Origin of the sequence: Sediminibacillus halophilus (assembly GCF_900103695.1) — a bacterium.
Lineage (GTDB): Bacteria > Bacillota > Bacilli > Bacillales > Amphibacillaceae > Sediminibacillus > Sediminibacillus halophilus.
Window position 1 is genome coordinate 662736 of the sequence record NZ_FNHF01000001.1, and the last position, 22842, is coordinate 685577.

Genomic DNA, 22842 nt, shown 5'->3' on the forward strand with positions numbered 1-22842 from the left:
CACAAAAAAGGTATGCTCCCATACTTCTGAAACAAGGAGCATACCTTTTGCTATTAGTTCTGAAGAGAGACTGCCAAATCAAACGCCTCTGCCTCATCAATCTCTAAGCAACGGCAGCGTACAACATCGAAAAGAGCCTCCGGACTTGATGATTTCGTTTATATCCACTTCAATAACCTGGTAACCTCTGGCCCTGAGCTGCTCATTCACCTGTTTGTTTACAGGGAGGCTGAAAATTTGCTTGTTACCGATATTTAAAACATTCGTTCCAAGCCTGAATTGTTCTTCTTTTGTTACTTCGATTAAATCATATTTTGACGCAAGCAAATCGATCTCTTTTTGTCCGAGTGCTTCGGGATAAAACAATGCCTCTGTGGGAGAAATCACGTTAAACACACAATCGAGATGCAAAAATTTTTCTACAAACGGAACTGGAATAACTGTAAAATTGGTCAATAGTTTACTTAAATGCTCGGCCGCCTGCCGGTTCGTCCGATTGCTGAGACCTACATAAATCACATCTCCGTCAATCATGACATCTCCACCTTCTATCTGGTTGCCGATAAGGTTATAGTAAGATATTGTTTCATCCTCGAGCCATTGTTTTAACTGGTCCTGTTCCCCTTTTCTCACCTTACTGGCCATTTCTGCAACAAAAATAGTCTCACCGAGTGTAAAACCGATATCACGAGTGAAAACCTGTTCCGGAAACTTTTTATGATAAGGCAGCAATACTACTTCCACTCCGGATTCACGAAGCTTGCTCACAAACTGGCGATGCTGCCGAACTGCTTTTTCAATATGAATCCCTTCATTTTTAAATTTCTTTTGCACTTCATTGATGACATCCCGGATCGTCATGTATTGAGGTTCGCACAAGACCACTCTTTTAAGTCGCCCATACTCACTATAACAATTGGTGTACGCACTTTTAATTTCCATTCGCTACCCCTCCGATAATAAACGTTTCCGTTTATTATGACCGGACTGGTGGGAAATTATTGTCTATCAGGCAACAAAAAACCTCGCAAGGAGACTTGAAGCACCGCAAAGCAAAGCTCTGTATCATTGTAAACACTTTGCTTGATTTTCTCGATACACTCGGCAATTGGAATTTTTAATACGTCTATTTTCTCATGGACTTCTAATTTTTGTCCGGCTCCACTGCTAACTGCTTCACTGTAGTAAACATGTGTGATATCGTTCGACATCCAGGATGCAGCATATATTTTCCCTAAATACATGGCTTCCTCACAGCATAATCCTGTTTCTTCAGCGAATTCACGTTTCACTGCAGCATCTAAACTCTCTTCAGGATGAACCCCTCCTCCGGGAAGCTGGACAACAAAGTCGTTTACTGGTTCACGATATTGCCGAATCAGAATAAATGAGTCACCGTCTCTTGCAAGCAGAACCACTGACTGGTTATCCTTCTTATGGAAATACGTTTTGTCGTATTTGTTCGTAATGATTTTCATCCCACTGGCCTCTATAACAGTCTGATGTTCCACCATTTCTTCTGTCCCCCTTTTAGTTTGTATTTATACTTTTAATTGGTAAAAGTTAAGCTTCTGATCGATTGAATCGCACTGTGGCCAATACAACAAACAAAATACTGAGAATAAGGACAACCATCATTTCTTCAGAAAAAGAAATGACATGGCCGAAAACAGACAGATTTAATCCCATTGCTTCTCGCAAAGCAGGTGCTAAACCCTCAGGCTGAAGAATGATCTTTTTAAACATGTCAACTGAATACGTCAAAGGATTGATTTTCACCAAAAAATCCATCCATGCAGGCATACCGTTTAATGGGAACAGTGCCCCGGACAAAAACAGCATCGGAAATATCAAGACTTGAATGACCATCTGAAAGCCCTGGGAAGTCTTTAGGCTAGTAGCAATCAATAGACCAATCGATGAAATGGCAAAAGCCACTAAGAACATAACAGGAATTAATTGGAGAATAATAGGTATCGTAATGGATACGCCAATGAATGGAACAAAAACGAGCATCATCAGTCCTTGGAATAAGGCAACTGTACTTCCACCAAGCACCTTTCCAATTGCAATAGATGTCCTTGACATCGGTGAAACCAAAATTTCACGCAAGTAGCCGAATTCCCGATCCTGGACAACCGACAATGCAGAAAAAATTGCCGTATTGAAAACAGTCATGCCGATTATCCCCGGAAACATGAATTCCACGAAATCAAAATCACGTAGCGGTCCGGCAGCTGCTTCTCCACCCACCATCGAGCCTATCGCACCGCTCATACCGCTTCCAAAAAGGATTAAAAACATAAAAGGCATGGCAAAAGAACCAATCAGCCTTGCTCGGTCTCGAAAAAATTTCAGGACGTCACGTTGCCAAATCGCATAAATAGCTTCCATTTTATCTACGCCCCCTTCTCATACCGGTCTTCACTTTCTCTTTGGAAGAGGCCGTCTCTTCCCGTATTTCTCTTCCAGTCAACGCTAAAAAAACATCATTCAAAGTCGGACGCCTAAGATTGACTGTCTTTATAGGGATATCAAAGTTTTTGACGAATTGAACAAGAAATTCGCTCCCTTTGTCCACCTGAAAAGTAAGGGATCCGCCTGCCTCTTTCACTTCAACTTCATATTTCTCGATAAGAACTGCCTTCGCTTCCTGATTGTTTTCTGTTTCGATTTCAATAATGTCTCCGCCAACATTGGTTTTCAACTGATCAGGAGTATCAAGAGCGATTAATTTCCCATGGTCCATGACGGCAACCCTGTCACATATCTCCGCTTCATCCATATAATGGGTAGTCAAAAAAATCGTGATTCCCGCTTTTTCTTTTAGTCGGAGTATATATTCCCAAATATGGTTTCGGGTCTGCGGATCCAATCCTACGGTCGGCTCATCGAGAAACAGTACTCTCGGATAATGCAACAAGCCACGGGCTATCTCCAGCCTGCGTTTCATCCCGCCAGAAAAGGTATCTACAATATTTCCTCGTTTGTCTTTGAGATCGACGATTTCCAACACTTCGTTAATTCTCTCTTCCCGTTTTTCTTTCGGCACACCGTAAAATTTACAATGAAGCATCAAATTTTCATTAGCGGTCAATTTTTCATCCAGTGTTGATTCCTGAAAAATAAGGCCAATACTTGATCGGACCTTGTTTTTGTCGGCTACTATATCAAACCCATTGATGCTTGCCTTTCCCTCAGAAGGTTTGATGATTGTCGACAGCATATTAATTGTTGTGCTTTTTCCCGCGCCATTCGGTCCAAGAAAGCCAAAGATCTCGCCTTCTCCCACTTCAAAATCGACACCTGTCACTGCCAGGAAACCCTTATAGTTTTTTTTAAGTCCCTTTACTTCCACAATATTATTCATCATGTCCCCCCATTACCTGTTATTTTCCCTCATCCTTCCGAAAACAAGTTCGAATAAGAACATTTCACATGTTAACTATAGTATCATAAATAACAGACCTTCATTTTAAAAAAGTTATGACAAATCCCCCATTTTTTCGACAAAATTTATTATAATAAAATATAACCCTACAACAATAAGCAAACTAGGATGGTAAACCCATGTCATATAACAAACTGGCCATTAAATTATTGCTCAATTATTTAATCGGCTCCCTCATTGCTGTCTTTGTCTTCTGCAGAATATTTATATTTCATCCCTTACAGGTTTCTAAATCGGAGACCATCGTTATTCTCGGGCTTGTTATGGTATCTTTTATAGTGATGTTGATAATGGAGTATAGCGCTTATTCTAAACAAATTGCTCCGATAAAAAAAGTATTGAAATATAGACGGCCAACGCTATTGAGAGTAGAAGCTGCCTACCAGTGCGCGCACCGTTTTCCACTGCTTTCCTTTCAACGGATTATCCTGCCACATTTTATCGGCATCACAGCTCCGGCCGCTATTTTAACGATTTTAGCCATTAATACAGGGTTGCTGTCTTTTCCTTACTACTATGCTTTTATCGCCTGCATTGCAGCATTGCTGATTGCTTTCATGCATGGGATGATTGAGTATTATCTAACAAGCCTCGTCATGCGCCGGGTTATGAAATTTTTAAAAGAGAAAGGGAATGAGCTGTTTCAAAGAGATATTTCACATGGGGCACATTTGTTATTGTCAATCAAAAAGAAGTTTTATTTTAGTGCCGCTTTACTTAGTGTCTTTCCGATGTTGCTATTCGCTGCAGCAACCACCCTCCGGCTTCACGAATCAGGTTCCGCCTTTTTGATGGAATATATTGTTTGGGCTGTAATTGTTGTGATAATCGTTTTAGCTTTTGCTCTGTTCGGCTCCAACCTGTTAAGCCATGATATTCAAGAACCGGTCGAACAACTGCAAAATGGTATGCGGAAAGTAGAAGCAGGAGACCTTGCTAAGTTAAACAATTACTATTCAGATGAGTTCAGGGATTTGATCAATGGCTTTAACCATATGGTTGATTCCATTTTGGAAAAGAAACAAATGTCAGAGCAACTGCATGACAGCTTTTTCACTGTTTTCGCTGCCACGCTCGATGCCAGAGATCCATACACTGCCGGCCACTCCATACGTGTTGCTGAATATGCACAGCATATCGGCCGCAGATACGGCTTGTCAGAGAGTGAACTTGCCTTACTTAAACAGTCTGCACTGCTTCACGACATTGGGAAAATCGGCATCCGAGACGAAATTCTATTAAAAGACGGAAAACTTACAACATCTGAATATGAAACGATTAAGCTTCACACTATCATTGGCGAACAAATCCTGCAGGAGATCCAGCCCAGCGAGGCGATTACGCCTCTGCTTCCTGGTGTTCGCCATCATCATGAACGTTTTGATGGATATGGATACCCTGACAGACTGGCGGGTGAAAGTATCCCTTTGTTCGGGAGAATTCTGGCAGTGGCTGATGCTTTCGACGCAATGACGTCTGATCGCAATTATCGAAAAGGAATGTCATTTAAAAAAGCATTTGCCATTTTGGAAGAAGGGAAGGGATCGCAATGGGATCCCCGCTTTGTCGACTTGTTTATCGCATGGTATCAGACAGAATACAGAAAACAAGCAAGTTTGAAGGCTGTAAACGAGTAAGGAGGTCCACTTAAAAAGAGGACCTCCTTTGTTTTATACATATAAAAAAGCCCCCTGTCCTGGCAGAGGGCTTTACGTTTGCGGCGAAAGACCGCCGACCACATTTCGGCGTTTAGCATGATGCATGTCTGTTCGTCTTATGCAAATTAGCTCATCGCCAAACAAATATACCATGTTTCATTCTCCATTGCAATAACCATATGCACACGAAATATCCTCAGACCGACAGGGAGCCTATATATTTCAAATCATCGACAGCTATTTTATCTACTTCCCCATGCAAAATTGCTTTTACATTTTTTAACGTTTCCGAAAGCGTTACAGACTGTCCGGGCTGATTAGAAAATTCTTCTGCAACAAATAGTGGCTGGGTCAAAAAAGCTTCTAGTTTTTTGCCTCTTTCAAACGTGTTCTTGTCGGCCTCTGAAAGATTGCCTACTCCTCGTTGTTCTACGAGATATGTTAATTCTTTTGATCTGCGAAGAACTTTACGTGCTTGCTGCTGCACTTCCATATGGCCACTGTCCAAATTAATTTCTTCCAAAACGGTCGAAATCGAGGTCAAAGGATTTACAGCAGGATAGGAATGTTTGGCTGCCAATTCCATATCAAATTCCCAAAGGGTTTCAAGTGGTCCATATGGCAACTCTTCATCAACTGCCTCTCCACTCGTGTCAACAATCGCGAATGTAATATTATTTATACCACGTTCATAGAAGCGATCTTCTAATTGGTAAAAGTCTTCCGATAAATAAATCCTGCGGTCCACCCCCAGGATAATGTCTGCTGGCTGGTATTTCTCAATGCAAGCGAGGATCTCTTCGGCAGATGTACTGTGAAATTCCGCTTCTGCAACTGCATCAGCAATATTGTTGTTATCACCTGCAAAAAACACGGAACGAAAACCTTGCTTCTTTAAACGATTAAAAACTTCCGCCAACAAAACGAGTTGACCCATTCCAGGTCTGGCTACAAATCCCGTTTTTCCTTCCTTTACAAGCGGAGCAAATAAATCCAACACCTTGATTCCAGTTTCGATCATTTTTTCCTCTCCCCTTTGAATAATCAAGTCGTCCACTTTACAGTTTGCTAAAGAGGCCAAACGGACCAATGTTTTCACCTCTGCCCGCGCCAACGGGATTTTCCCTGTACAAAGATTGGATACGGTTGCTGGCCTTAGACCAACAGAACGGGCTGCAACTGTTAAATTTGGAACCCGTTTACGCAGTAAACTAACATTAAGCTTCAAATCCTCCAACTAATCGCCTCCTTACTATATAAAGTAATATATTTTACTTTTAAAAGCAAATATATTTTCAGTAAATTTTAAGAAGTTCATTTTTTTAGCATAGGCTGTCCTACATACCGCATAAGGTAAAAGAAAAACAATTGAGGAGGAGTAAAATTTGCGAGGACCTATCCATTCCTTACACCTCATTCGATATGGGGTCGCTTATGTGTTCATCGCCTCAGGTTTGATTAAATTGCTTGACCCAAGCTTCAAGGAAGTGTTTGCAAATATAGGCATCCCCAGTCCTGCAACGATTCTTTTACTGGTAGCGTTAACTGAGGTCATTGGTGGGGGATTTATTTTGTTTCAATTTTACGTGAAAAGAGCAGTTGTTCCATTACTTGCAATCATGATTTGCGCCTTGTTGCTGACCAAAATCCCACTATTACATGCAGGTTTCTTGTCTTTCGCTTTTGAAGCGAGGCTGGATATCATCTTGATCATATTATTAGCAATCCTCTGGAAAAGCTACGGAAAGTGAGAAGAGCACAGCGTGTATCACTTACACACCTGGAAAGCAAACCAGCCTGAGTAGTAGAGCTTTCGGAAAGGGAAAGATAGGGTAAAATATATCAGGAGATCGGTTGTAATAAAAAATAGTAACAAAGCAAACCGAACGATTAGAATGGTTCGGTTTGCTTTTCCGGCCTAAAAATATGGGACAGTTTTATTCCTTTTCACGGGGTGGATCCACAATCACGCCGACATTATTCGCCCTTTCTTGGTATCCCAAAAACACAACTTGTTTTTCTGTTATCGTTCGGTATTTTCAAGTCAATTCAAGGTTTGTCCCACTCTCTTTTTTCTTTTATTCCTTCTCCATAAAATCCAAAAAGCAGAAACACCTGCTGAAAGCATTGCCAATGTTATAGTAATGCCAAAGTAAGGAGGATAGTAAACCATTTTGATTTCGTTGTGGCCCGGTTTGATTCTCGTACCCAAAAAAGCGTAGTTCGCTTTGCGAATTTTTTGCTTTTCCCCATTAATATAAACATGCCAACCTTTTTCGAATGGTATTGGTACCGTAAGATACCTGTCCCTATTCTCGTTGTCAATGGATATTTCAATCTTATTACCATCTATGTCAACCTGTGCATTGTTTTGCGTATTTCCGGCAGCCTCCTCGAGTTCCTGGTAATCCTCACCATATAAGCTAATATTTTCAAGTGTATAGCTTCCTTCAGGTACCCTGAGTGAAATAACTTCCTCCCTCGGTATACGAACGGTCATTTCATTCACTTTTGTCCGGTAAATTGATTGTCTTGATTTCCTGCTCGTTTTAAAATCATTAACATGTAAAGGGAAAAGCGATGCGTGCTTATCATTGTTCAATAAGTAGAAAGATACGTAAAAATCCTCATAGGATCCTCCAATCTGGTTAGTATGAATGTCTATTCCACCTGTCTCGCCAGATACATTCAACTGACCATCTGTATAGGTTGCATCGATTGGTTCTATAGTAGTTTGCTCGATTAAATTAGGCACAGTATTTATTTCAGCTGATTGTTGCGAGCTTTGTTCCAGTATGATTCCATCCAACATAGCATGCTCTCGATCAAGTACAGAAGCATCACTCAAAGCCTCTTCCGTGTAAATATTGTCCGACGTACGGACAAATGGAAGCGTGTTACGGTTTTGATAAACAACGTAGTGGTCACTTTCCATGTATTCCGTAAATCCATAAGGGATGTTTTTCTCCTTGTTTTTTTCATACATGATATAGTTACCGCCAAACAGACTGTGCAAATTAGCGCGGTCACCGAAACCTGAATAACGGCTGACGCTCTCCCTTTTCATATCAATCTGCAAATCGTAATAATAAAAAAACAACAATTCTTTGTTTAAAATGCTGGAATAGACACTCGTCCCCGGGAAGCTCTGAATAAGCGGTGTATTATTCCTTCCATCAGTCTTCCACTCAACTCTCGGCAGCACTGTATCATCTGAGGCGAGCACATGATCTATCAAGTTTTGTTGTTCTTTCGAAAAGTAATCATTGCTCTCTACATACGCCTTTGTCGATTCCTTCACCCTTCCAGCCTCATAGAGCTTATCGTGTTGGAACTGATTAACAGTCACGAAATGAGACAGGAGAATAAAACCAACCAACCAAGGCATGACAACACGAAACCTCGCTGCGGTGACTGACAATAGCAAGACCCCTATCGCCGTGCATACGATGATGAAAGGAAGCATCTCCTTCAAAGATAAAGAATCATCCATCACGTAAAAAGCAATGTAGCTATAAACCATCAGTACGGCAGAAGGTATCAACACACGGTAATCTAACCGATTGAGGTGCTGTAAGCCAGCAGCGACAGTACCGCCTATCGAGAAGAAACCTAAATACTCAAATCGGTGCTGAGGTGCAGACATTCCATTAAAAAAACTGGCAGCCAACGGGACGAAATGCAGGAAAGTGAATAGTATTGCCATCAACGCAAACAGACGGAATACCCGGATGCGATACAAAGGAAATACAAATACGAACAATACAAATATGGCAGGAAGTAGATAAAGATGGCTGTCATATAATATATTGCTTGTATTGTCTAATAAAGGAATGTAATGTTCATAGTCAGGTCGATAATTATGAAACAATCCCCACACAGCAGGGACAAAGCCTACAGACCCTATTCCAAACCCCAAGAGCACCGCCAGGCTAAACTGACGTATTTGCACTTTCTGCTTCGGTTCTTCCGGTGTCAATCGGATCGCCCAGCGCAGGCAAATATATAATCCGATGAAACAGAAATTGATAAAAGCGAAGTAAAAGTTATCAAATAGAGACACCGCCACTGCCATGATCAACCAACCCGGCTTCTGTTCCCTTATTACCTTTTCGACCCCAAACACCAACAATGGAAGCCATAGAAAAGCATCACTAAAAAACTCCCAGTAAGTAACGTGGCGGAAGTACATCACACATGATCCGTATAATAAAGCCCCGATAAATGCCGGGACGGCCTTCAACTGCATGTAGCGGAATAAACAAGTGGTTAAAATTAGCACAATCGACAACCGTATAACACTTATAAATACAGTTGCTTGTGCCCAAAACAATACATTCGGTTCTTTTACAAGCGACAATAACTCCAAACCGTAAACAGCTGCAGTTGTTATGTAAAAGAAAATATTAATTCCATAGTAATAGGCAAGCTGGGTGAATGTGCTCCCTCCAAGCCCGTAAATATAGGAATAGAACAAATTACCGTCCGTAAATTGTTGATAAAGCATGCTTCTGAACGGGGCCATTTGCGAAAGCCCATCATTAGGACCGGCCATCAAGCCTCCCTGCCCCCATTGATATAAAAAAAATCCGTGAGCTGCAATCGCAGCCACCACACTAAAAGCAATCAGCTTCGCGAAGTAGTTATAATTTCTCATAGACTGCCACCATTACTTTTTCAGTATTTTTCCGGTAATCAAAAATGTGACTGGCACGGTTATAAACAGGGCAGCGAACGGGGCTGCATTTCCATTCCAGCCAAGCAGATCGACAAATAGATACATTAAACAAGAAGATAATGTTATATTGGCTAGTTGGGACAACGGGAATTGTATAAACTTGGAAAACGTCGGCTTTACCCGATAGGTGAAGTAAACATTTAGAAAAAAAGAAATCACCAAACTGACAATGAACCCCAAAACATGCGAGACTAAATAGTGCCAATCTAAAAGATTAAAACAAAGCAAATATACCAAGTAATAATTAACCGTGTTCAGTCCGCCGACAACTACAAAACGGGTAAACTCATTGTTGATCCAGTTCATCATAAATCCCTGTCCATGTTTGAATCTCTTATCAAATAATGCGGCCTGCGCTTCGTTTCGGCATAAATTCGGCCGACATATTCACCGATGATCCCCAAACTGACCAACTGTACCCCTCCCAGAAACAAAACAGAAGAGATAATCGAAAAGTAGCCAGGAACGTCAATGCCTGTGCGGATGATTTCGACAAGCATGACAAAAATATAAAGCAAAGCCAGGAACATAATAATCAGCCCGCCATACAGACAGACACGGAGCGGTTTTTGATTAAAGGAAACGATTCCTTCTATTCCATAATTAATCAGTTTTTTGTAAGACCATTTAGAATCTCCATTCCCCCTTATATGGTTCCGGTAATATACTGTCTTCTGATCAAAGCCGATCCAGGAAAACAATCCTTTAGAAAACCTGTTTCCTTCGGACAGCTCAAGTACCGCTTCCACTGCTTTTCTGCTCAATAGACGGAAGTCCCCTTCTCCATCTTTCAGTTTTACATCGACAACTTGATCAATCCATTTATAGTAAATTTTCGACAAGAATGAACGCATTCTTGAATCGCCATCACGGTTGCGTTTGGCAACAACCTGGTCGAAGCCTTCCTCAAAGCCCTCAATCAGATTTCCAATTAAATATGTAGGATGTTGTAAGTCGGCATCCATAATGATGACCGCATCGCCTCGCGCATGTCTAAGACCGGCAAGCAACGCTGCTTCCTTTCCAAAATTTCTTGTGAAAGAAACATACTTTACGGATGGATGGTCTTTTGCCAGCTGATGTATTTTCTTAAATGTGTCATCTTCACTTCCATCATCTACAAATAAAATTTCATAATTGCAGTTTATTTTCCCCAATTCTTCCTTCAGTGCTTCATGGATCAGCTGGATATTGTCTGATTCATTATAGGAAGGGATTAAAAAAGAATAATAAGCGTCATTCATATGCGTGTTCCTCCGATTTTAATCATCACTCAAAAAGGGATGTTTCTATGACAATTATGCTATACCCTTCTACCTTCCATGATAAAACCCGGCCAAAGTTACAAGCAACATCCAAACTCTAGAAACAGTAAAAAAATCAATAAAACATACCGTTTACACTAGCGTCTCATTAATGATACGGTTTTATTATTGGCCGCCTTGGGTATTAAAAGTACCAGTGCTACATAATCGACGTATCAGATTGATCCATCATCCACTGATACGCACACACATTTTATTTTACACACTTCCAAACAATCTATTTATAAAGAAATGCGCAAGCGCCTGTTTAAAGGTGAACAGGCTAAAGCCGCCACGTCCTGTGGCAACGCCTGCATGACCCACATCGTGTGGGCCTCCGACAAGCCTAAGAACAGCCTCGGAGTGGCGTTTCTTGCCACACAGAGGGTGGACTTAAGACCTCGAGGGGGTAGGCGCTGAAGCTGGGCTTCGAAATGCGCAAGCGCCTGTTTAAAGGTGTACAGGCTAAAGCCGCCACGTCCTGTGGCAACGCCTGCATGACCCACATCGTGTGGGCCTCCGACAAGCTTAAGAACAGCCTCGGAGTGGCGTTTCTTGCCACACAGAGGGTGGACTTAAGACCTCGAGGGGGTAGGCGCTGAAGCTGGACAAAAACAAACACAGTTTTTATTTCTAATACAAGAAAGGGGGGCTCTGCGCTAATAGCGCGCAGATCAATTTCATGGCTGAAAAAAATTATTCTTATTCTACAAAAAAACCAGGAATTGTATTTGTCATCTCCACAATTCTAGTAGCTTTATTTGTTTTATGGGGAGCAACCTCTCCAAGCACCCTGCAGGAGGCAGCGAGTGACGCACTTAGCTGGATGATTGAAAGCTTCGGCTGGTTTTATATGTTGATCACTGCTTTCTTTGTCCTATTCGTCATTTTTTTAGCAATCAGCCCTTTTGGACGCCTACGTCTTGGAAAACCAGACGACAGGCCGGAATATTCCTGGTTCTCCTGGATCGGTATGCTGTTTGCTGCTGGAATTGGTGTCGGTTTTGTTTTCTGGGGAGTTGCCGAACCAGTACTCTACTATTTGGACACACCTGTAGGTTATCAACCTGAGACCAGACAGGCGGCCATTGCAGGACTCCGGTATGGCGTTTATCACTGGGCCTTACATCCGTGGGCTATATTTTCCATTGTTGCCTTGACCCTTGCCTATGTTCAATTCCGCAAAGATCGGCCCGCTTTAATTAGTTCCGCGTTTTACCCATTAATTGGTGACAGAACAGACAGCTGGATTGGCAAAACAATCGATATACTGGCAGTATTAGCTACCTGTACCGGCGTGGCGACCACATTCGGCCTCAGCGCGATGCAAATCACAGGCGGCTTGTCCTATATCAGTTCCATTCCAAACAATGCATGGACCCAAATTTTGATTATCATAATTGTCACTTGCTTATTCATGATTTCAGCAGCAAAAGGCGTTAACAAAGGGATTAAATTGCTGAGCAATGTGAACCTTGTCGTGGCCGGACTGCTCTTATTGTTCGTTATTATCGTGGGGCCGACATTGTTTATCGCCGAGAACTTTGTTTCCACATTGGGCGGTTATATTTCGAATTTAATCCCGATGAGTCTTACAATGACCCCTTTTTCCGACAGTGAATGGCTTGGCACGAATACCATTTTTTTCTGGGCCTGGCATATTTCCTGGGCTCCATTCATGGGATTATTCATCGCCAGGATTTCACGAGGCAGAACAATACGAGAATTCATGGCCGGTGTATTGATTGTTCCTTCCTTGTTGGCGATTATCTGGTTTACTACCTTTGGCGGCACCGCATTGAATGTAGAAATGTTCGGATCTGGCGGAATAGCCGAACTAGTCACCGGTGACGTAGAACTAGCGTTGTTCGCCACGCTGGGGGAACTTCCGCTTAGCATGATTACCAACGTCCTTGCTATCTTGTTAATCCTGATTTTTTTCATCACCTCCGCGGATTCAGCTTCCTATGTATTAGGTGCCATGACTTCCAAAGGAAGCTTGGCACCAACGATGGCAGCTAAGCTGGTCTGGGGATTCCTAATTGCGGGGACAGCCAGTGTGCTGCTCCTAAGTGGAGGTGGCGGTTTAGATGCATTGCAGACGGCTTCGATTATTGCCGCATTGCCGTTTGCTATTATCATGCTGTTGATGGTAATTGCCATTCTGATGATGTTCAGTAAAGATCTACAGCTTGAAGGCAATCGAAAACGGAAACGACGGATTTCCAAAATAAAAACGGAATTTAGAGAAGAGCTATTGGATGATGTAAAAACCGAAGTGTACGATGAAATGTATGAGGAAATCAAACAAGAAGTAAAAACGGAAATGAAAGATGAGATATTGGAAGAGCTTTCGGAGGAGGAAGGACCGACCGGCAAACGAAAGAAGGATTAAACGAAGCGGGATTCACCAATTTGCGGTGAATCCCTTTTCTTGCTATTTTTGGATAAACATTTGTGTCCAATAGTTACCATCGGAATCAAATCCGACTCCAATATGGGTCAGTTCTCCATTCAGGATATTTTTCCGATGACTTGGACTATCCATCCATGCTTGTACCACAGCCTCAGCTGATTGCTGTCCTGAAGCAATGTTTTCTGCTGCTGATTGATAATCAATATCATATTGCTGCATCATATCAAATGGAGAGCCATATGTCGGCGAAGTATGCGAAAAGTAATTGTTCTCGGACATATCTTCCGATTTTTCCTGTGCTACTTCGGTTAAATCCGCATCGGCTTTCAGTTCCTGAAGTCCATTATTACGTCTCTCGACATTTGTTAACCGAATGACTTCCTGCTGCACGTCACTGTTATTCGCATTATTGTTCGTTTCACCGGTCTGACGATCTGTTTGTTGATTGTTTTGTCGGTTATTCTGTTGGTCGTTTCCTTGGTTGAACTGTCTGAAGTCCTGTTGGAAATTCTCATTTTCTCGTCTTAGCGGTGGATTTTCTCTAAGGTTGGGATATTGACTCTGACCACCTGGGTTGAGGAAGAATTGTCCATTGTCATTGGCATCATCCTGATTTCCGGCGTTTTGCCTTCCACCCTGAAAACCGACTTGGCGAAATCCTTCGTCATTATTCGGGTCTTGTGCTTCCTGATTGTTCGTATTACATCCAGTTAAACCACTTAAGACAACGGCCGCTGCAACAGTAACAAACATTTTTTTCATCAGTTGACCTCCATTGTAATAGACTGTGGCATATTTACTATTTGTCAACCGATGCGAAATATACTATTGAAAAACAGCGACAGACGATTTCCAGCACAACCATATTTTATTTGTTTGGGATTTCGGAAATACTATCTTATTTATCCGTGTTACCCCCCTTAGGTGTAGTCCTCCCTTATATCTCATTTGGCTCCTTGGATTCGAGGAAAGCTGTACCCAGTTTGTTTCGGTGATGAAAATTGTAGGTATGACTTTGAAAGTCAAATACATCACAGCTTTTCCCAAATCAGGCAGACTGAAGTACTGGTGTTTATACGAAGAGAATTTGTCCTCTCGATTGGAAACAAAAAACCAAAAAATTAACGGCTTTAAATCGATATTTTTCCATTATGGAGTACGCCTCTATAAAATTGTCCTTAAATCCATCGTCGAAAGTAAGCAAAACAGTGTTTCCCGGTACTTCTATTTTTCCTTGCATGACAAGGAAAAATAGAAGTACCGTCAACGTTGTGTAATCATGATCATGTAGAAATTTCATCTGCTCCTCAAAGGCGGACTTCAATCATACAGTTGCCCATGTTTATCATAATGGGATTGATGGATCAATCTCCCCATCTTCTATAATCCGATAATAATTGGCACGGTAACCTCTTCCTCTCCTTTTTCTCGTGTTGGCGATAAGCCTCTAGCCTGTTCCGTCCACATCTGGCATTTTTCTATGCCAAATAGCCTTGTTCCTCTCTTTTACTCACTCCGCCAGGGTACATTTCTGGAAAGCGAGTTAAAACGTGCATTTAATATACTTGTTTATATAAAAAACGCCTTTGCAAGAAAATATTTCTCACAAAGACGTCTCGTGTTTACTTTTTGACCTTATGCCATTATATTATATCCGGCATCCACATGGATGGTTTCACCCGTCACTCCTCTCGACAGCGGACTCATCATCACTGCTGCCATGTCTCCCACTTCTTCTTGCGTTACATTTCGCTTAAGCGGCGCTCTTGATTCGATATCATGAAGCATTTCGTTAAAGCCAGGGATCCCTTTTGCTGCCAGCGTCCTGATCGGCCCAGCAGAAATCGTATTGACCCTTATCCCGTCCGCTCCCAAATCCAACGCCAAATAACGCACCGAAGATTCTAAAGCAGCTTTGGCAACTCCCATCACCTTATACCCTTCCAGTGTTCTTTCTCCACCTAACGCGCTCATGGTGATGATCGCTCCGCCTTCGGTCATATAAGGTTTCGCTTCCCTGGATACAGCGATCAACGAATAAGCGCTGGTATCCTGAGCAAAAGCGTACCCACTACGAGAGGTGTCCACAAACGCCCCTTTCAAGTCCTCTCCATGAGCGAAGGCAATCGAATGTACAACGCCATCAATCCTGCCTGCCTTTTCATGGATATCAGCGAATGCATTTTTGATACTCTCATCCTCATTAATGTCGCACACAGTGACATATTCAGCCGTTAGTTCGTTTTTTTCCAAAAGCCTCGTCAATTTTTGGTATGAGCGTTCTTTACGGTATGTAAACGTCAGCTTGGCCCCGGCCTTAGCCAGTGATTTAGCCACACCCCAGGCAAGACTGCGTTCGTTGGCCACACCCATTACTACAATATGTTTGTCTTTTAACTGTAATATATCTTCCATAATTTCCTCCATTAAGTAGTTTCCGTATTATCATAACAAATTTCATCAATAAAGACAGTCCCCTTTTGAACAAACGCTTATCGACATCCCCCCCAACTACAGCTAACCTGTTTTGCGTGCTAAGAATAATCTGGTAAACCAAAATACAGCCACACCTATCAGGAGGGTGATAAATTCCCATCCTACCTCTCTGGTTTCAATAAAACTCCAAAATGACCAAATAAGCAGGACAATTGAATAAAATACAAAAGCATTTCTGCATGCTACATAATTGTGATGCCTTTCCATTTCATCCGGTTTTCGCATTTCCTATTTACTCCTTTCCATAGTGAAATTCGAATAACTCATCAACGGTTACCTCCAAATGGAAGGCCAATTTAAAGGCAAGCGCCAGAGTCGGGTCGTATTTGTTATTTTCAATTGCATTGACTGTTTGTCTTGTTACACCGCACTTCCCTGCCAATTCTTCCTGCGAAAGTTTTTTATTTTTTCTAATCCTTCGAATCGTATTTTTCATACTACTGCCTCCGTATAACGGGACTCCCCTTAAAATGTCTAATAAGTTTTACATTTTATTGTAGTGTAAAGCAAGGATAACCTCATGTCAAACTCATTTTACATTCATACGATACACGCTTTGATAATTAGCGTATTAGTTAGAAACTGCTAACTATCCCTTTATGGCTACATTCTCTCTTTTACAGGATGAGTGCGAATACAGTGCTTTGGAAAACCTCTCGCTTTCGTGGGGATGGGGCACGCTTCAGTCTCCTCGCTGAAAAAGAGCCGGCCACAGGAGTCTCGCATTTTTCCGCAGTTGGAATAGATTTCTCTGTATAAGAAAGAAATCTTAAAACACTTCTGCTGACATTTTTTTCTCAAAAAGCAAGAAACCCCTTACCGGTGAAGACACCCATTGGAACAGACGCGTCCGAAGACTACTCGAAAAACAAACCAATTTCTTTCGTGTACTGAAACGCTGCCGCAGCCTTTCTTGGAACTGCAATTACTTGTCTTACCGAAAATACCTGTCCTGCAGAAAGAGAGATCCTGATGAAATCCCGTAAAGCAAAAGCTCGAGGAGGCTTACCAGTGGCCCAAGAGCGCAGGATATTCCCCAGCGCCACACTGCAACTCAATGTATATAGGGAAACAGGAAGGCACTCTCAAGCTATGTTGCAATAACTATCTTTTGTGCAAAACATGAATCTTTTATAAAATAGTCTAAGACAATAAAACATGCGCCCGGGAGGAGTTCCAATGATTATAAGAAAAGCCAACAAAGAAGATATTTCTTCTTTGTTGACGATATACAATCATGCAATCGAACATACAACCGCTACGTTTGATATGGAAAAACAGACAATTGAGCAACGAATCCAGTGGTTTTCCAAATACGGTGGCCGCTACCCCTTACTCGTTGCAGAGCACGATGGAAGAGTAGCGGGTTATAGTTGTTTGAGTGCTTATCGAGACAAGCCCGCCTACCAATGGACCTGCGAGCTTTCAGTCTATGTGGATCCCGCCAACCAGGGAAAAGGCTTTGGAAAAGCATTGATGGGAGCTATCCTTAGGGAGGCAAAAATACTCGGATACCATGCAGTCATTAGCGGCATAACTGCCGGAAACGACGCCAGTATTAAGCTCCATGAGCAATTTCACTTCTCATTCATCGGCAGTTTTAAGGAGGTCGGCTACAAGTTCGAAAGTTGGCAAGACGTCTGGTTTTACCAGTTGATTTTATAACAGGCCCTCTGTATCTGCCTAACCCAGCCGCTTAAACATTAGGCGGTGGGGACCGATGGGCTCGATATCGAATACCTCTCCTTCAAAATCCATCCCCATTTTCAGGTAATAATCGCTGACGGTAGTCCGGGCGTTGCACCACCACAGGGAAGCCGACTTTTGCTTCATCAATGATTCACCATATTGAATCAAGGCAGTTCCAGCCCTTTGACTACGGTACGCTTCCAAAGTCGCCATCCCGCGTAAACGGTACTGCCTCGTTTCTGAAAATGCTTGATGCTTTTCCGGATAAAAAGAAGCAATGCTGATTAATTCTCCCTCTAAGTATGCCCCTAAATGGAAAGACCCTTGCTGAAAATCATTTGGATATTGACATTGAAGTATAGATTGATTTGGCCGTAAAATCTGATGACGTAATAAATATGTACGCTCAGGTTCAATTTGTTTTACTTTCATTCCCCTTGTTTCTCCTTTTTCTCATTTACAATAGTATGGAAACTAGATATTTACTTCGCTTTTTTACTGATAATCTCCTGCCAATTTTTCTGTTTAAGCATGTATTGTCATAAAACATGGCAAGCTAATCAAAAAACAGGAGGTAACATGATATGAAGAAAGCTTGGATAGTATTTTCTGCTGCATTTCTTTGCTGGTTTTCCGCACTTCAACAACCAGCTGAGGCACTATCAGCAGAATCAGAGAACGATCAGTCCGACAGCGGGAGTATTGTCATCGGGGCCAAAGTCATCCAGGAAAAAACCGATTTTGTTTCCATTGATTTAAATATACCGGTGATAAGCGGATTGTCCGATCGGAAATTTGAAAAGAGACTAAATAATGACATAAAAAAACAAGCCATGGAGGCGAAGAAAGAAATCATCGTTCAGGCAAAACAGGCTCAGAATGACACGATACAGGAAAACCGGCCATTTAATCCCTATGAACTGAAGATTGATTACAATCTTAAAAATACAGATCAAATCTTATCCTTTACGATAACTACTTATTCTTATACGGGTGGTGCCCACGGGATTACAGCGACCGATTACTATAATATTGACTTAAAAACCAATCAAAAGTTAGTTCTTAAAGATCTTTTCAAAGAAAACAGTAACTACAGAGAAACCATCGATCAGGAGATCCATCGGAAAATCAAAGAGCAGGAAAATGCAGAGGAGGGGAGCTATTTCCACCCTGATGACCTCTTTACTGGGGCAAGTGCCTTTCAAGGTATCTCAGATGACCAATCCTTCTATATAGAAAACGGGAACTTAGTAATCGCTTTTGCTCAATACGAGATCGCTCCTGGTTATATGGGAGAGCCTGCCTTTCACATTCCCCTGTCGACCTTGCAGGAACAATTACATGAACAATATATTAGCCTCTTGAAAACCGAGTAACCCATTAAAAATGATAAAAACTGGAGCAGAGCTCTGGTTTTTTCATTTCCTATTGTTTAAAGGATTTTCGCAGATTTTTGTTCAAATATTACGCGTTACAGCGAGTTAAAGAATGTTCCTCACATCTCTTATCGCTGTTTTATTAACTCTACCGTTTATATAAAATACACTGCTAATTCTATTGAATCGAAAGATTATCTATGTAGAATACCGATGGTGATTGAATTTTTTAAAAAGTTAGGATACTATTGGAAACACCTTTATCCATTGTATAGAAATATTACTAAGAATGGCGGGATAAAAAATGGATTTCCCAGAATTAGAAACGGAACGACTGCATTTAGTGGAAATAAAGAAGAAACATGCCTCTAGTTTTTTTGATATTATGTCCAATGATCAAGTGACCAGGTATTATGGGATGAGTAGCTTGGTTAACATGGAACAAGCAGAAGAAATGATATACTCGCTGTACGAGACTTATAAAAGCGGCCGGGGCATTCGCTGGGGATTGATTTTAAAAGATAGCAACCGGTTTATTGGAACTGCAGGACTAAATAACTTAAGTACCTATAGCAAAAAAGCAGAAATCGGTTATGAAATAAATCCGGATTTTTGGAGAATGGGCTATACTACCGAGGCAATCAACAAAATCATGGAATACAGTTTTGAAAAGCTCGGGTTATATCGGATTGGCGCGGTTACTTTTCCACAAAACCATGCTTCCAATCAGTTACTGCTTAAATTAGGTTTTTTGGAGGAGGGCACCTTGAGAGGGTACTTATTCCAGAATAAACAATCCCATGATGCGTTAATTTTTTCCTTATTACAACCTGAGTGGAAACAAAAAAATAAAACTACCTGATGGGAACTTGTACCCGAAGCAACAGTTCCTCTTAAAATATAAGCAGCCACCAAATAAAAATACCGATAAAAACTGCCGTTCCGATAGCAGCATTTTTAACGGGATATGGGACTTGATATGGAATGAAATGCAACGGAATTCCTATAAGCAATGCTGCCCCTGCCATAAACAATACTACATACAGAAGCATTCCTAAAAAGTTGTCGACTGGGAATTTCATTGTTTCGATTATATATGTCATCTTTCCACCTGCTTTTCTATTATCTGCTATTTGATTGAATCCCAGTCATATATATTCCATACCAGTCCGGATTTTCCTGCATTTCTCCAGGAAAAAGTTAAGAATAGAAGGATTTGCACCGCTCGAAGCCTTTCACAAATGCTGCTATCAGCTTGTGAGAAGGCAAGAATACAGAAGTGAAAAGTTTTTGATGCCTAATCTCTGAAAAAAAGCTTGCAGAAAAACACAAAGTTTCTCTACAAGCAGTCGAATAAGTAATTTGACTATTTATTCAGCAATTGTAGCAAAGAATCATAAGATTGCGCGCCCATAACCCCATTAGTTCCAGCTATATAGCAAGGAACGGCCGTCACACCAATTTCCCTGGCTAATTGTATATCAGCAAGCACTTGCTTTTCATACCGACGTGAAAGCAAAGCTTCACGTAGAGCTTCGCCATCGAGTCCGATGTCCTCCCCGATTTCTACCAGCGTGTCAATGTCATTGATGGTTTTATCCTGTTGGAAGTGCGCCCTAAATACGGCATCATGATAATCGTTTTCCTTCCCGTGTAAGCGGGCAAATTTTGCTCCCTCCAATGCATGACGAGAATGCTTACTTTTGTTGTTCCAACGCATTTCTACTCCATAGTGCCGGGACATCTGTTCCACATTGGATTTAGCTTGTTCATAATATTCTGGGGAATAATCAGGGGTATCTTCTCCTTCTGGTCGAAGTTCAAAAGCCTTCCACTCCACTTCAATGTCATGTTCCTTGGCCAACTGGTCAAGCGGGATTTTCCCGATAAAGCAAAAAGGTCATAAAAAATCTGAAAAAACAATGACTTTTTTGTTCATTCGATTTCCTCCTGTCATCATTTTTTCTCCTTCAATAAATGGAGTAGTTGTTCGTATAAACCTTCCATCTCTTCCTGCGCGACTGTGCGAAAATCAAGCAGTACTTTTTCTCCCCTTATCCTGGCAATAATCGCCGGAGATCCCAACCGCAAGGTGTCTGCTAACTGCTGCGCAGAAACTTTTGTACTAGTTATAGCAATCACATAGGTTGGTAACTCAACAGCAGGCATCGTACCTCCGCCGATTTGCGAAGCGTCCTCCATCATTTCGAACGCAAGATATGGAAGTTTAGCTTCTAGTCGTCCGATCATCATTTCCGCTTGTTTTTTGATTGTTTCCGGCCGTTTGACAATATCCCGGACAGTTGGCAATTGTTGTACTGCTGTTCCGGATATATATGCACGCAGCGTTTTTTCCAATCCAGCAAACGTCATTTTATCAACACGAAGAACCCGTGCAAGCTGATGCTTTTTTAACCGTTGAATCAATTCCCGCTTTCCAGCTATGATTCCCGCCTGTGGCCCACCCAAAAGCTTATCGCCACTGAAAGATACTAAATCCGCCCCCTCTTTGATGACCTCTTTTATAATTGGCTCATCACCGATTCCCTCTGCTCTAAAATCATATAACGCACCGCTTCCTAAATCCTCGTAAAAAATGATATCAGGGTAATGGCTCTTCCATTCCGCCAAATCTTTGGTACTGACGGAATCTGTAAAACCAACCGTCTTAAAATTGCTTGTATGAACCTTTAAAATCATGCCTGTTTCTTCATCTACAGCGTTCTGATAGTCATATAAATGCGTTTTATTCGTCGTACCGACTTCCACCAAATTCGCTCCGCTTTCTTCCATGATAGATGAGACACGGAATGATCCTCCTATTTCGACTAATTGTCCACGGGAAACAATTACATTTTTCTCTTTGGCTAATGCCCGTAATACGAGAAAGACTGCAGCTGCATTGTTGTTAACGACCATGGCTGCCTCTGCTCCCGTTAACTTCACGAGTAAATCCTCCAGAATATCATGGCGTGAACCCCTTTTACCTTCGTCAATGTCATATTCCAGATTGGAGTAGTTGACTGCGACCTGCTTTACATGGTCGATTGCTTCTGAACTAAGACGTGCTCTGCCAAGATTGGTATGCAATACGGTTCCAGTTGCATTGATTACTGGACGAAGCCTGTCCTGATGAAAGCGCTCTAAGCGTTTTTCAGTGTTTTGCCATATGTATTCTGTGAAACTTTGCCCAGCGGCCTCTTCGAGCGGGTTGGTGCCATCCAGTAACGCCTTTCGCAATTCGGCCAATTCAGCTTTTATGTTGCTGGTGACTTCTTCTTCCGGGAATCCGGATTGAACAGTGAGGTATTGGAATTTCGGATGCTGCTGAAATTCATGAACCGGCGGAAGTTCTCGCAGCAAATGTTTCATATCTTCTGCCTCCATTTTTTCTAACATGTAATTTTATTCCCATTATAGCCTGAAAATGGCTCTTAAACCCATTAATTCGATTACGGATTCCGTGATTCAAATAGAAAAAGAGCCACATTGTTGCTGGCCCCTTTTACTTTATTTTAACTTATCCATTTTATCGATTATTTCCTCCAGTTGAGGGTAAACTCCTGAATCCAACTTTGAATGCAACAATTCCCCATTCACAGAGAGCTCAAATGCTCCCCCAGAACTAGGTACCATTTGCAGGGATGTAATCGAAGTTCGATAGTGAGTAAATAGTTGTTCCGCAAAACTTGCGGCTTTTGGCGCATAATTTCA

At 41.7% G+C, this 22842-nt stretch carries 22 protein-coding genes and 1 pseudogene; 6 read left to right on the forward strand and 17 right to left on the reverse strand.

All coding sequences use genetic code 11. The annotated features are described in order from the left end of the window. Positions 1-96 precede the first annotated feature (96 nt). From BLR82_RS03410 to BLR82_RS03425, 4 genes are read right to left on the reverse strand one after another with little or no spacing between them, the layout of a single operon-like run. Positions 97-942: a dimethylarginine dimethylaminohydrolase family protein gene (locus tag BLR82_RS03410; protein ID WP_074597585.1), complete on the reverse strand. Its 846-nt coding sequence runs from the start codon at positions 940-942 to the stop codon at positions 97-99. Between the two features lie 56 nt (positions 943-998). Then, positions 999-1514 (reverse strand): NUDIX hydrolase, encoded by a 516-nt coding sequence (locus BLR82_RS03415; protein ID WP_074597586.1) that lies wholly within the window; start codon positions 1512-1514, stop codon positions 999-1001. A 49-nt stretch (positions 1515-1563) separates the two neighbouring features. Next, positions 1564-2394 carry an ABC transporter permease gene (locus tag BLR82_RS03420; protein WP_074597587.1) on the reverse strand — a complete coding sequence of 277 codons (831 nt, stop codon included), beginning with the start codon at positions 2392-2394 and terminating at the stop codon, positions 1564-1566. A 1-nt stretch (position 2395) separates the two neighbouring features. Continuing rightward, positions 2396-3370: an ATP-binding cassette domain-containing protein gene (locus tag BLR82_RS03425; RefSeq protein WP_074597588.1), complete on the reverse strand. Its 975-nt coding sequence runs from the start codon at positions 3368-3370 to the stop codon at positions 2396-2398. Positions 3371-3570: 200 nt separating this feature from the next. Here BLR82_RS03425 and BLR82_RS03430 point away from each other — a divergent pair, with 200 nt between their 5' ends. Continuing rightward, positions 3571-5088 carry an HD-GYP domain-containing protein gene (locus tag BLR82_RS03430; protein ID WP_074597589.1) on the forward strand — a complete coding sequence of 506 codons (1518 nt, stop codon included), beginning with the start codon at positions 3571-3573 and terminating at the stop codon, positions 5086-5088. A 217-nt stretch (positions 5089-5305) separates the two neighbouring features. Here BLR82_RS03430 and BLR82_RS03435 read toward each other — a convergent pair whose 3' ends face one another. Then, on the reverse strand, positions 5306-6346 hold the full coding sequence (locus BLR82_RS03435) for an ATP synthase beta subunit C-terminal domain-containing protein (RefSeq protein ID WP_074597590.1): 1041 nt from the start codon (positions 6344-6346) through the stop codon (positions 5306-5308). 148 nt (positions 6347-6494) lie between these two features. Between BLR82_RS03435 and BLR82_RS03440 the strand changes: the two genes are divergently transcribed. Then, a complete protein-coding gene (locus tag BLR82_RS03440; protein ID WP_245693634.1) occupies positions 6495-6860 on the forward strand; it encodes a DoxX family protein in 366 nt (121 codons plus the stop codon). Between the two features lie 293 nt (positions 6861-7153). Here the strand turns inward: BLR82_RS03440 and BLR82_RS03445 are convergent, their stop codons facing one another. From BLR82_RS03445 to BLR82_RS03455, 3 genes are read right to left on the reverse strand one after another with little or no spacing between them, the layout of a single operon-like run. Further along, positions 7154-9766 (reverse strand): YfhO family protein, encoded by a 2613-nt coding sequence (locus BLR82_RS03445; protein WP_074597591.1) that lies wholly within the window; start codon positions 9764-9766, stop codon positions 7154-7156. 12 nt (positions 9767-9778) lie between these two features. After that, the gene (locus BLR82_RS03450) at positions 9779-10153 is read right to left on the reverse strand and encodes a GtrA family protein (RefSeq protein WP_083334685.1); all 375 of its coding nucleotides are present in this window, start codon (positions 10151-10153) and stop codon (positions 9779-9781) included. Beyond that, complete coding sequence (locus BLR82_RS03455; protein WP_074597593.1) at positions 10153-11091, reverse strand: glycosyltransferase family 2 protein; 939 nt, start codon at positions 11089-11091, stop codon at positions 10153-10155. The genes BLR82_RS03450 and BLR82_RS03455 overlap by 1 nt, the downstream gene beginning before the upstream one ends. A 742-nt stretch (positions 11092-11833) precedes the next feature. On the opposite strand from BLR82_RS03455, the gene BLR82_RS03465 reads away from it, so the two are divergent. After that, a complete protein-coding gene (locus BLR82_RS03465; RefSeq protein WP_074597595.1) occupies positions 11834-13546 on the forward strand; it encodes a BCCT family transporter in 1713 nt (570 codons plus the stop codon). Positions 13547-13588: 42 nt separating this feature from the next. On the opposite strand, the gene BLR82_RS03470 is transcribed toward BLR82_RS03465, so the two are convergent. The 4 genes from BLR82_RS03470 to BLR82_RS03490 form a co-directional block, all read right to left on the reverse strand. Then, a complete protein-coding gene (locus BLR82_RS03470) occupies positions 13589-14329 on the reverse strand; it encodes a CAP domain-containing protein (protein WP_074597596.1) in 741 nt (246 codons plus the stop codon). Positions 14330-14639: 310 nt separating this feature from the next. Further along, positions 14640-14867: a polysaccharide deacetylase family protein gene (locus BLR82_RS21590; protein ID WP_074597597.1), complete on the reverse strand. Its 228-nt coding sequence runs from the start codon at positions 14865-14867 to the stop codon at positions 14640-14642. 335 nt (positions 14868-15202) lie between these two features. After that, positions 15203-15982: an enoyl-ACP reductase FabI gene (fabI, locus tag BLR82_RS03480; RefSeq protein WP_074597598.1), complete on the reverse strand. Its 780-nt coding sequence runs from the start codon at positions 15980-15982 to the stop codon at positions 15203-15205. A 313-nt stretch (positions 15983-16295) separates the two neighbouring features. Beyond that, the gene (locus tag BLR82_RS03490) at positions 16296-16499 is read right to left on the reverse strand and encodes a helix-turn-helix transcriptional regulator (protein WP_074597600.1); all 204 of its coding nucleotides are present in this window, start codon (positions 16497-16499) and stop codon (positions 16296-16298) included. 743 nt (positions 16500-17242) lie between these two features. On the opposite strand from BLR82_RS03490, the gene BLR82_RS03500 reads away from it, so the two are divergent. Beyond that, positions 17243-17728 carry a GNAT family N-acetyltransferase gene (locus BLR82_RS03500; RefSeq protein WP_074597602.1) on the forward strand — a complete coding sequence of 162 codons (486 nt, stop codon included), beginning with the start codon at positions 17243-17245 and terminating at the stop codon, positions 17726-17728. A gap of 18 nt (positions 17729-17746) precedes the next feature. Here the strand turns inward: BLR82_RS03500 and BLR82_RS03505 are convergent, their stop codons facing one another. After that, positions 17747-18184 (reverse strand): GNAT family N-acetyltransferase, encoded by a 438-nt coding sequence (locus BLR82_RS03505; RefSeq protein ID WP_074597603.1) that lies wholly within the window; start codon positions 18182-18184, stop codon positions 17747-17749. A gap of 152 nt (positions 18185-18336) precedes the next feature. Here BLR82_RS03505 and BLR82_RS03510 point away from each other — a divergent pair, with 152 nt between their 5' ends. Continuing rightward, on the forward strand, positions 18337-19128 hold the full coding sequence (locus tag BLR82_RS03510; RefSeq protein WP_074597604.1) for a DUF3298 and DUF4163 domain-containing protein: 792 nt from the start codon (positions 18337-18339) through the stop codon (positions 19126-19128). Positions 19129-19432: 304 nt separating this feature from the next. After that, positions 19433-19990, forward strand: a complete 558-nt coding sequence (locus BLR82_RS03515; protein WP_074597605.1) for a GNAT family N-acetyltransferase — start codon at positions 19433-19435, stop codon at positions 19988-19990. Positions 19991-20021: 31 nt separating this feature from the next. Here the strand turns inward: BLR82_RS03515 and BLR82_RS03520 are convergent, their stop codons facing one another. From BLR82_RS03520 to BLR82_RS21535, 4 genes and pseudogenes are all read right to left on the reverse strand, one after another. Further along, complete coding sequence (locus BLR82_RS03520; protein WP_074597606.1) at positions 20022-20231, reverse strand: hypothetical protein; 210 nt, start codon at positions 20229-20231, stop codon at positions 20022-20024. Positions 20232-20494: 263 nt separating this feature from the next. Continuing rightward, positions 20495-21016, reverse strand: coding sequence for a DsbA family oxidoreductase (locus tag BLR82_RS03525; RefSeq protein WP_074597607.1), 522 nt, complete (start codon positions 21014-21016; stop codon positions 20495-20497). 68 nt (positions 21017-21084) lie between these two features. Continuing rightward, positions 21085-22500 carry an L-seryl-tRNA(Sec) selenium transferase gene (gene selA, locus BLR82_RS03530; RefSeq protein ID WP_074598254.1) on the reverse strand — a complete coding sequence of 472 codons (1416 nt, stop codon included), beginning with the start codon at positions 22498-22500 and terminating at the stop codon, positions 21085-21087. A 138-nt stretch (positions 22501-22638) separates the two neighbouring features. Continuing rightward, positions 22639-22827: pseudogene (locus BLR82_RS21535) on the reverse strand (Rdx family protein); the annotation flags it as partial. Between the last annotated feature and the right edge of the window lie 15 nt (positions 22828-22842).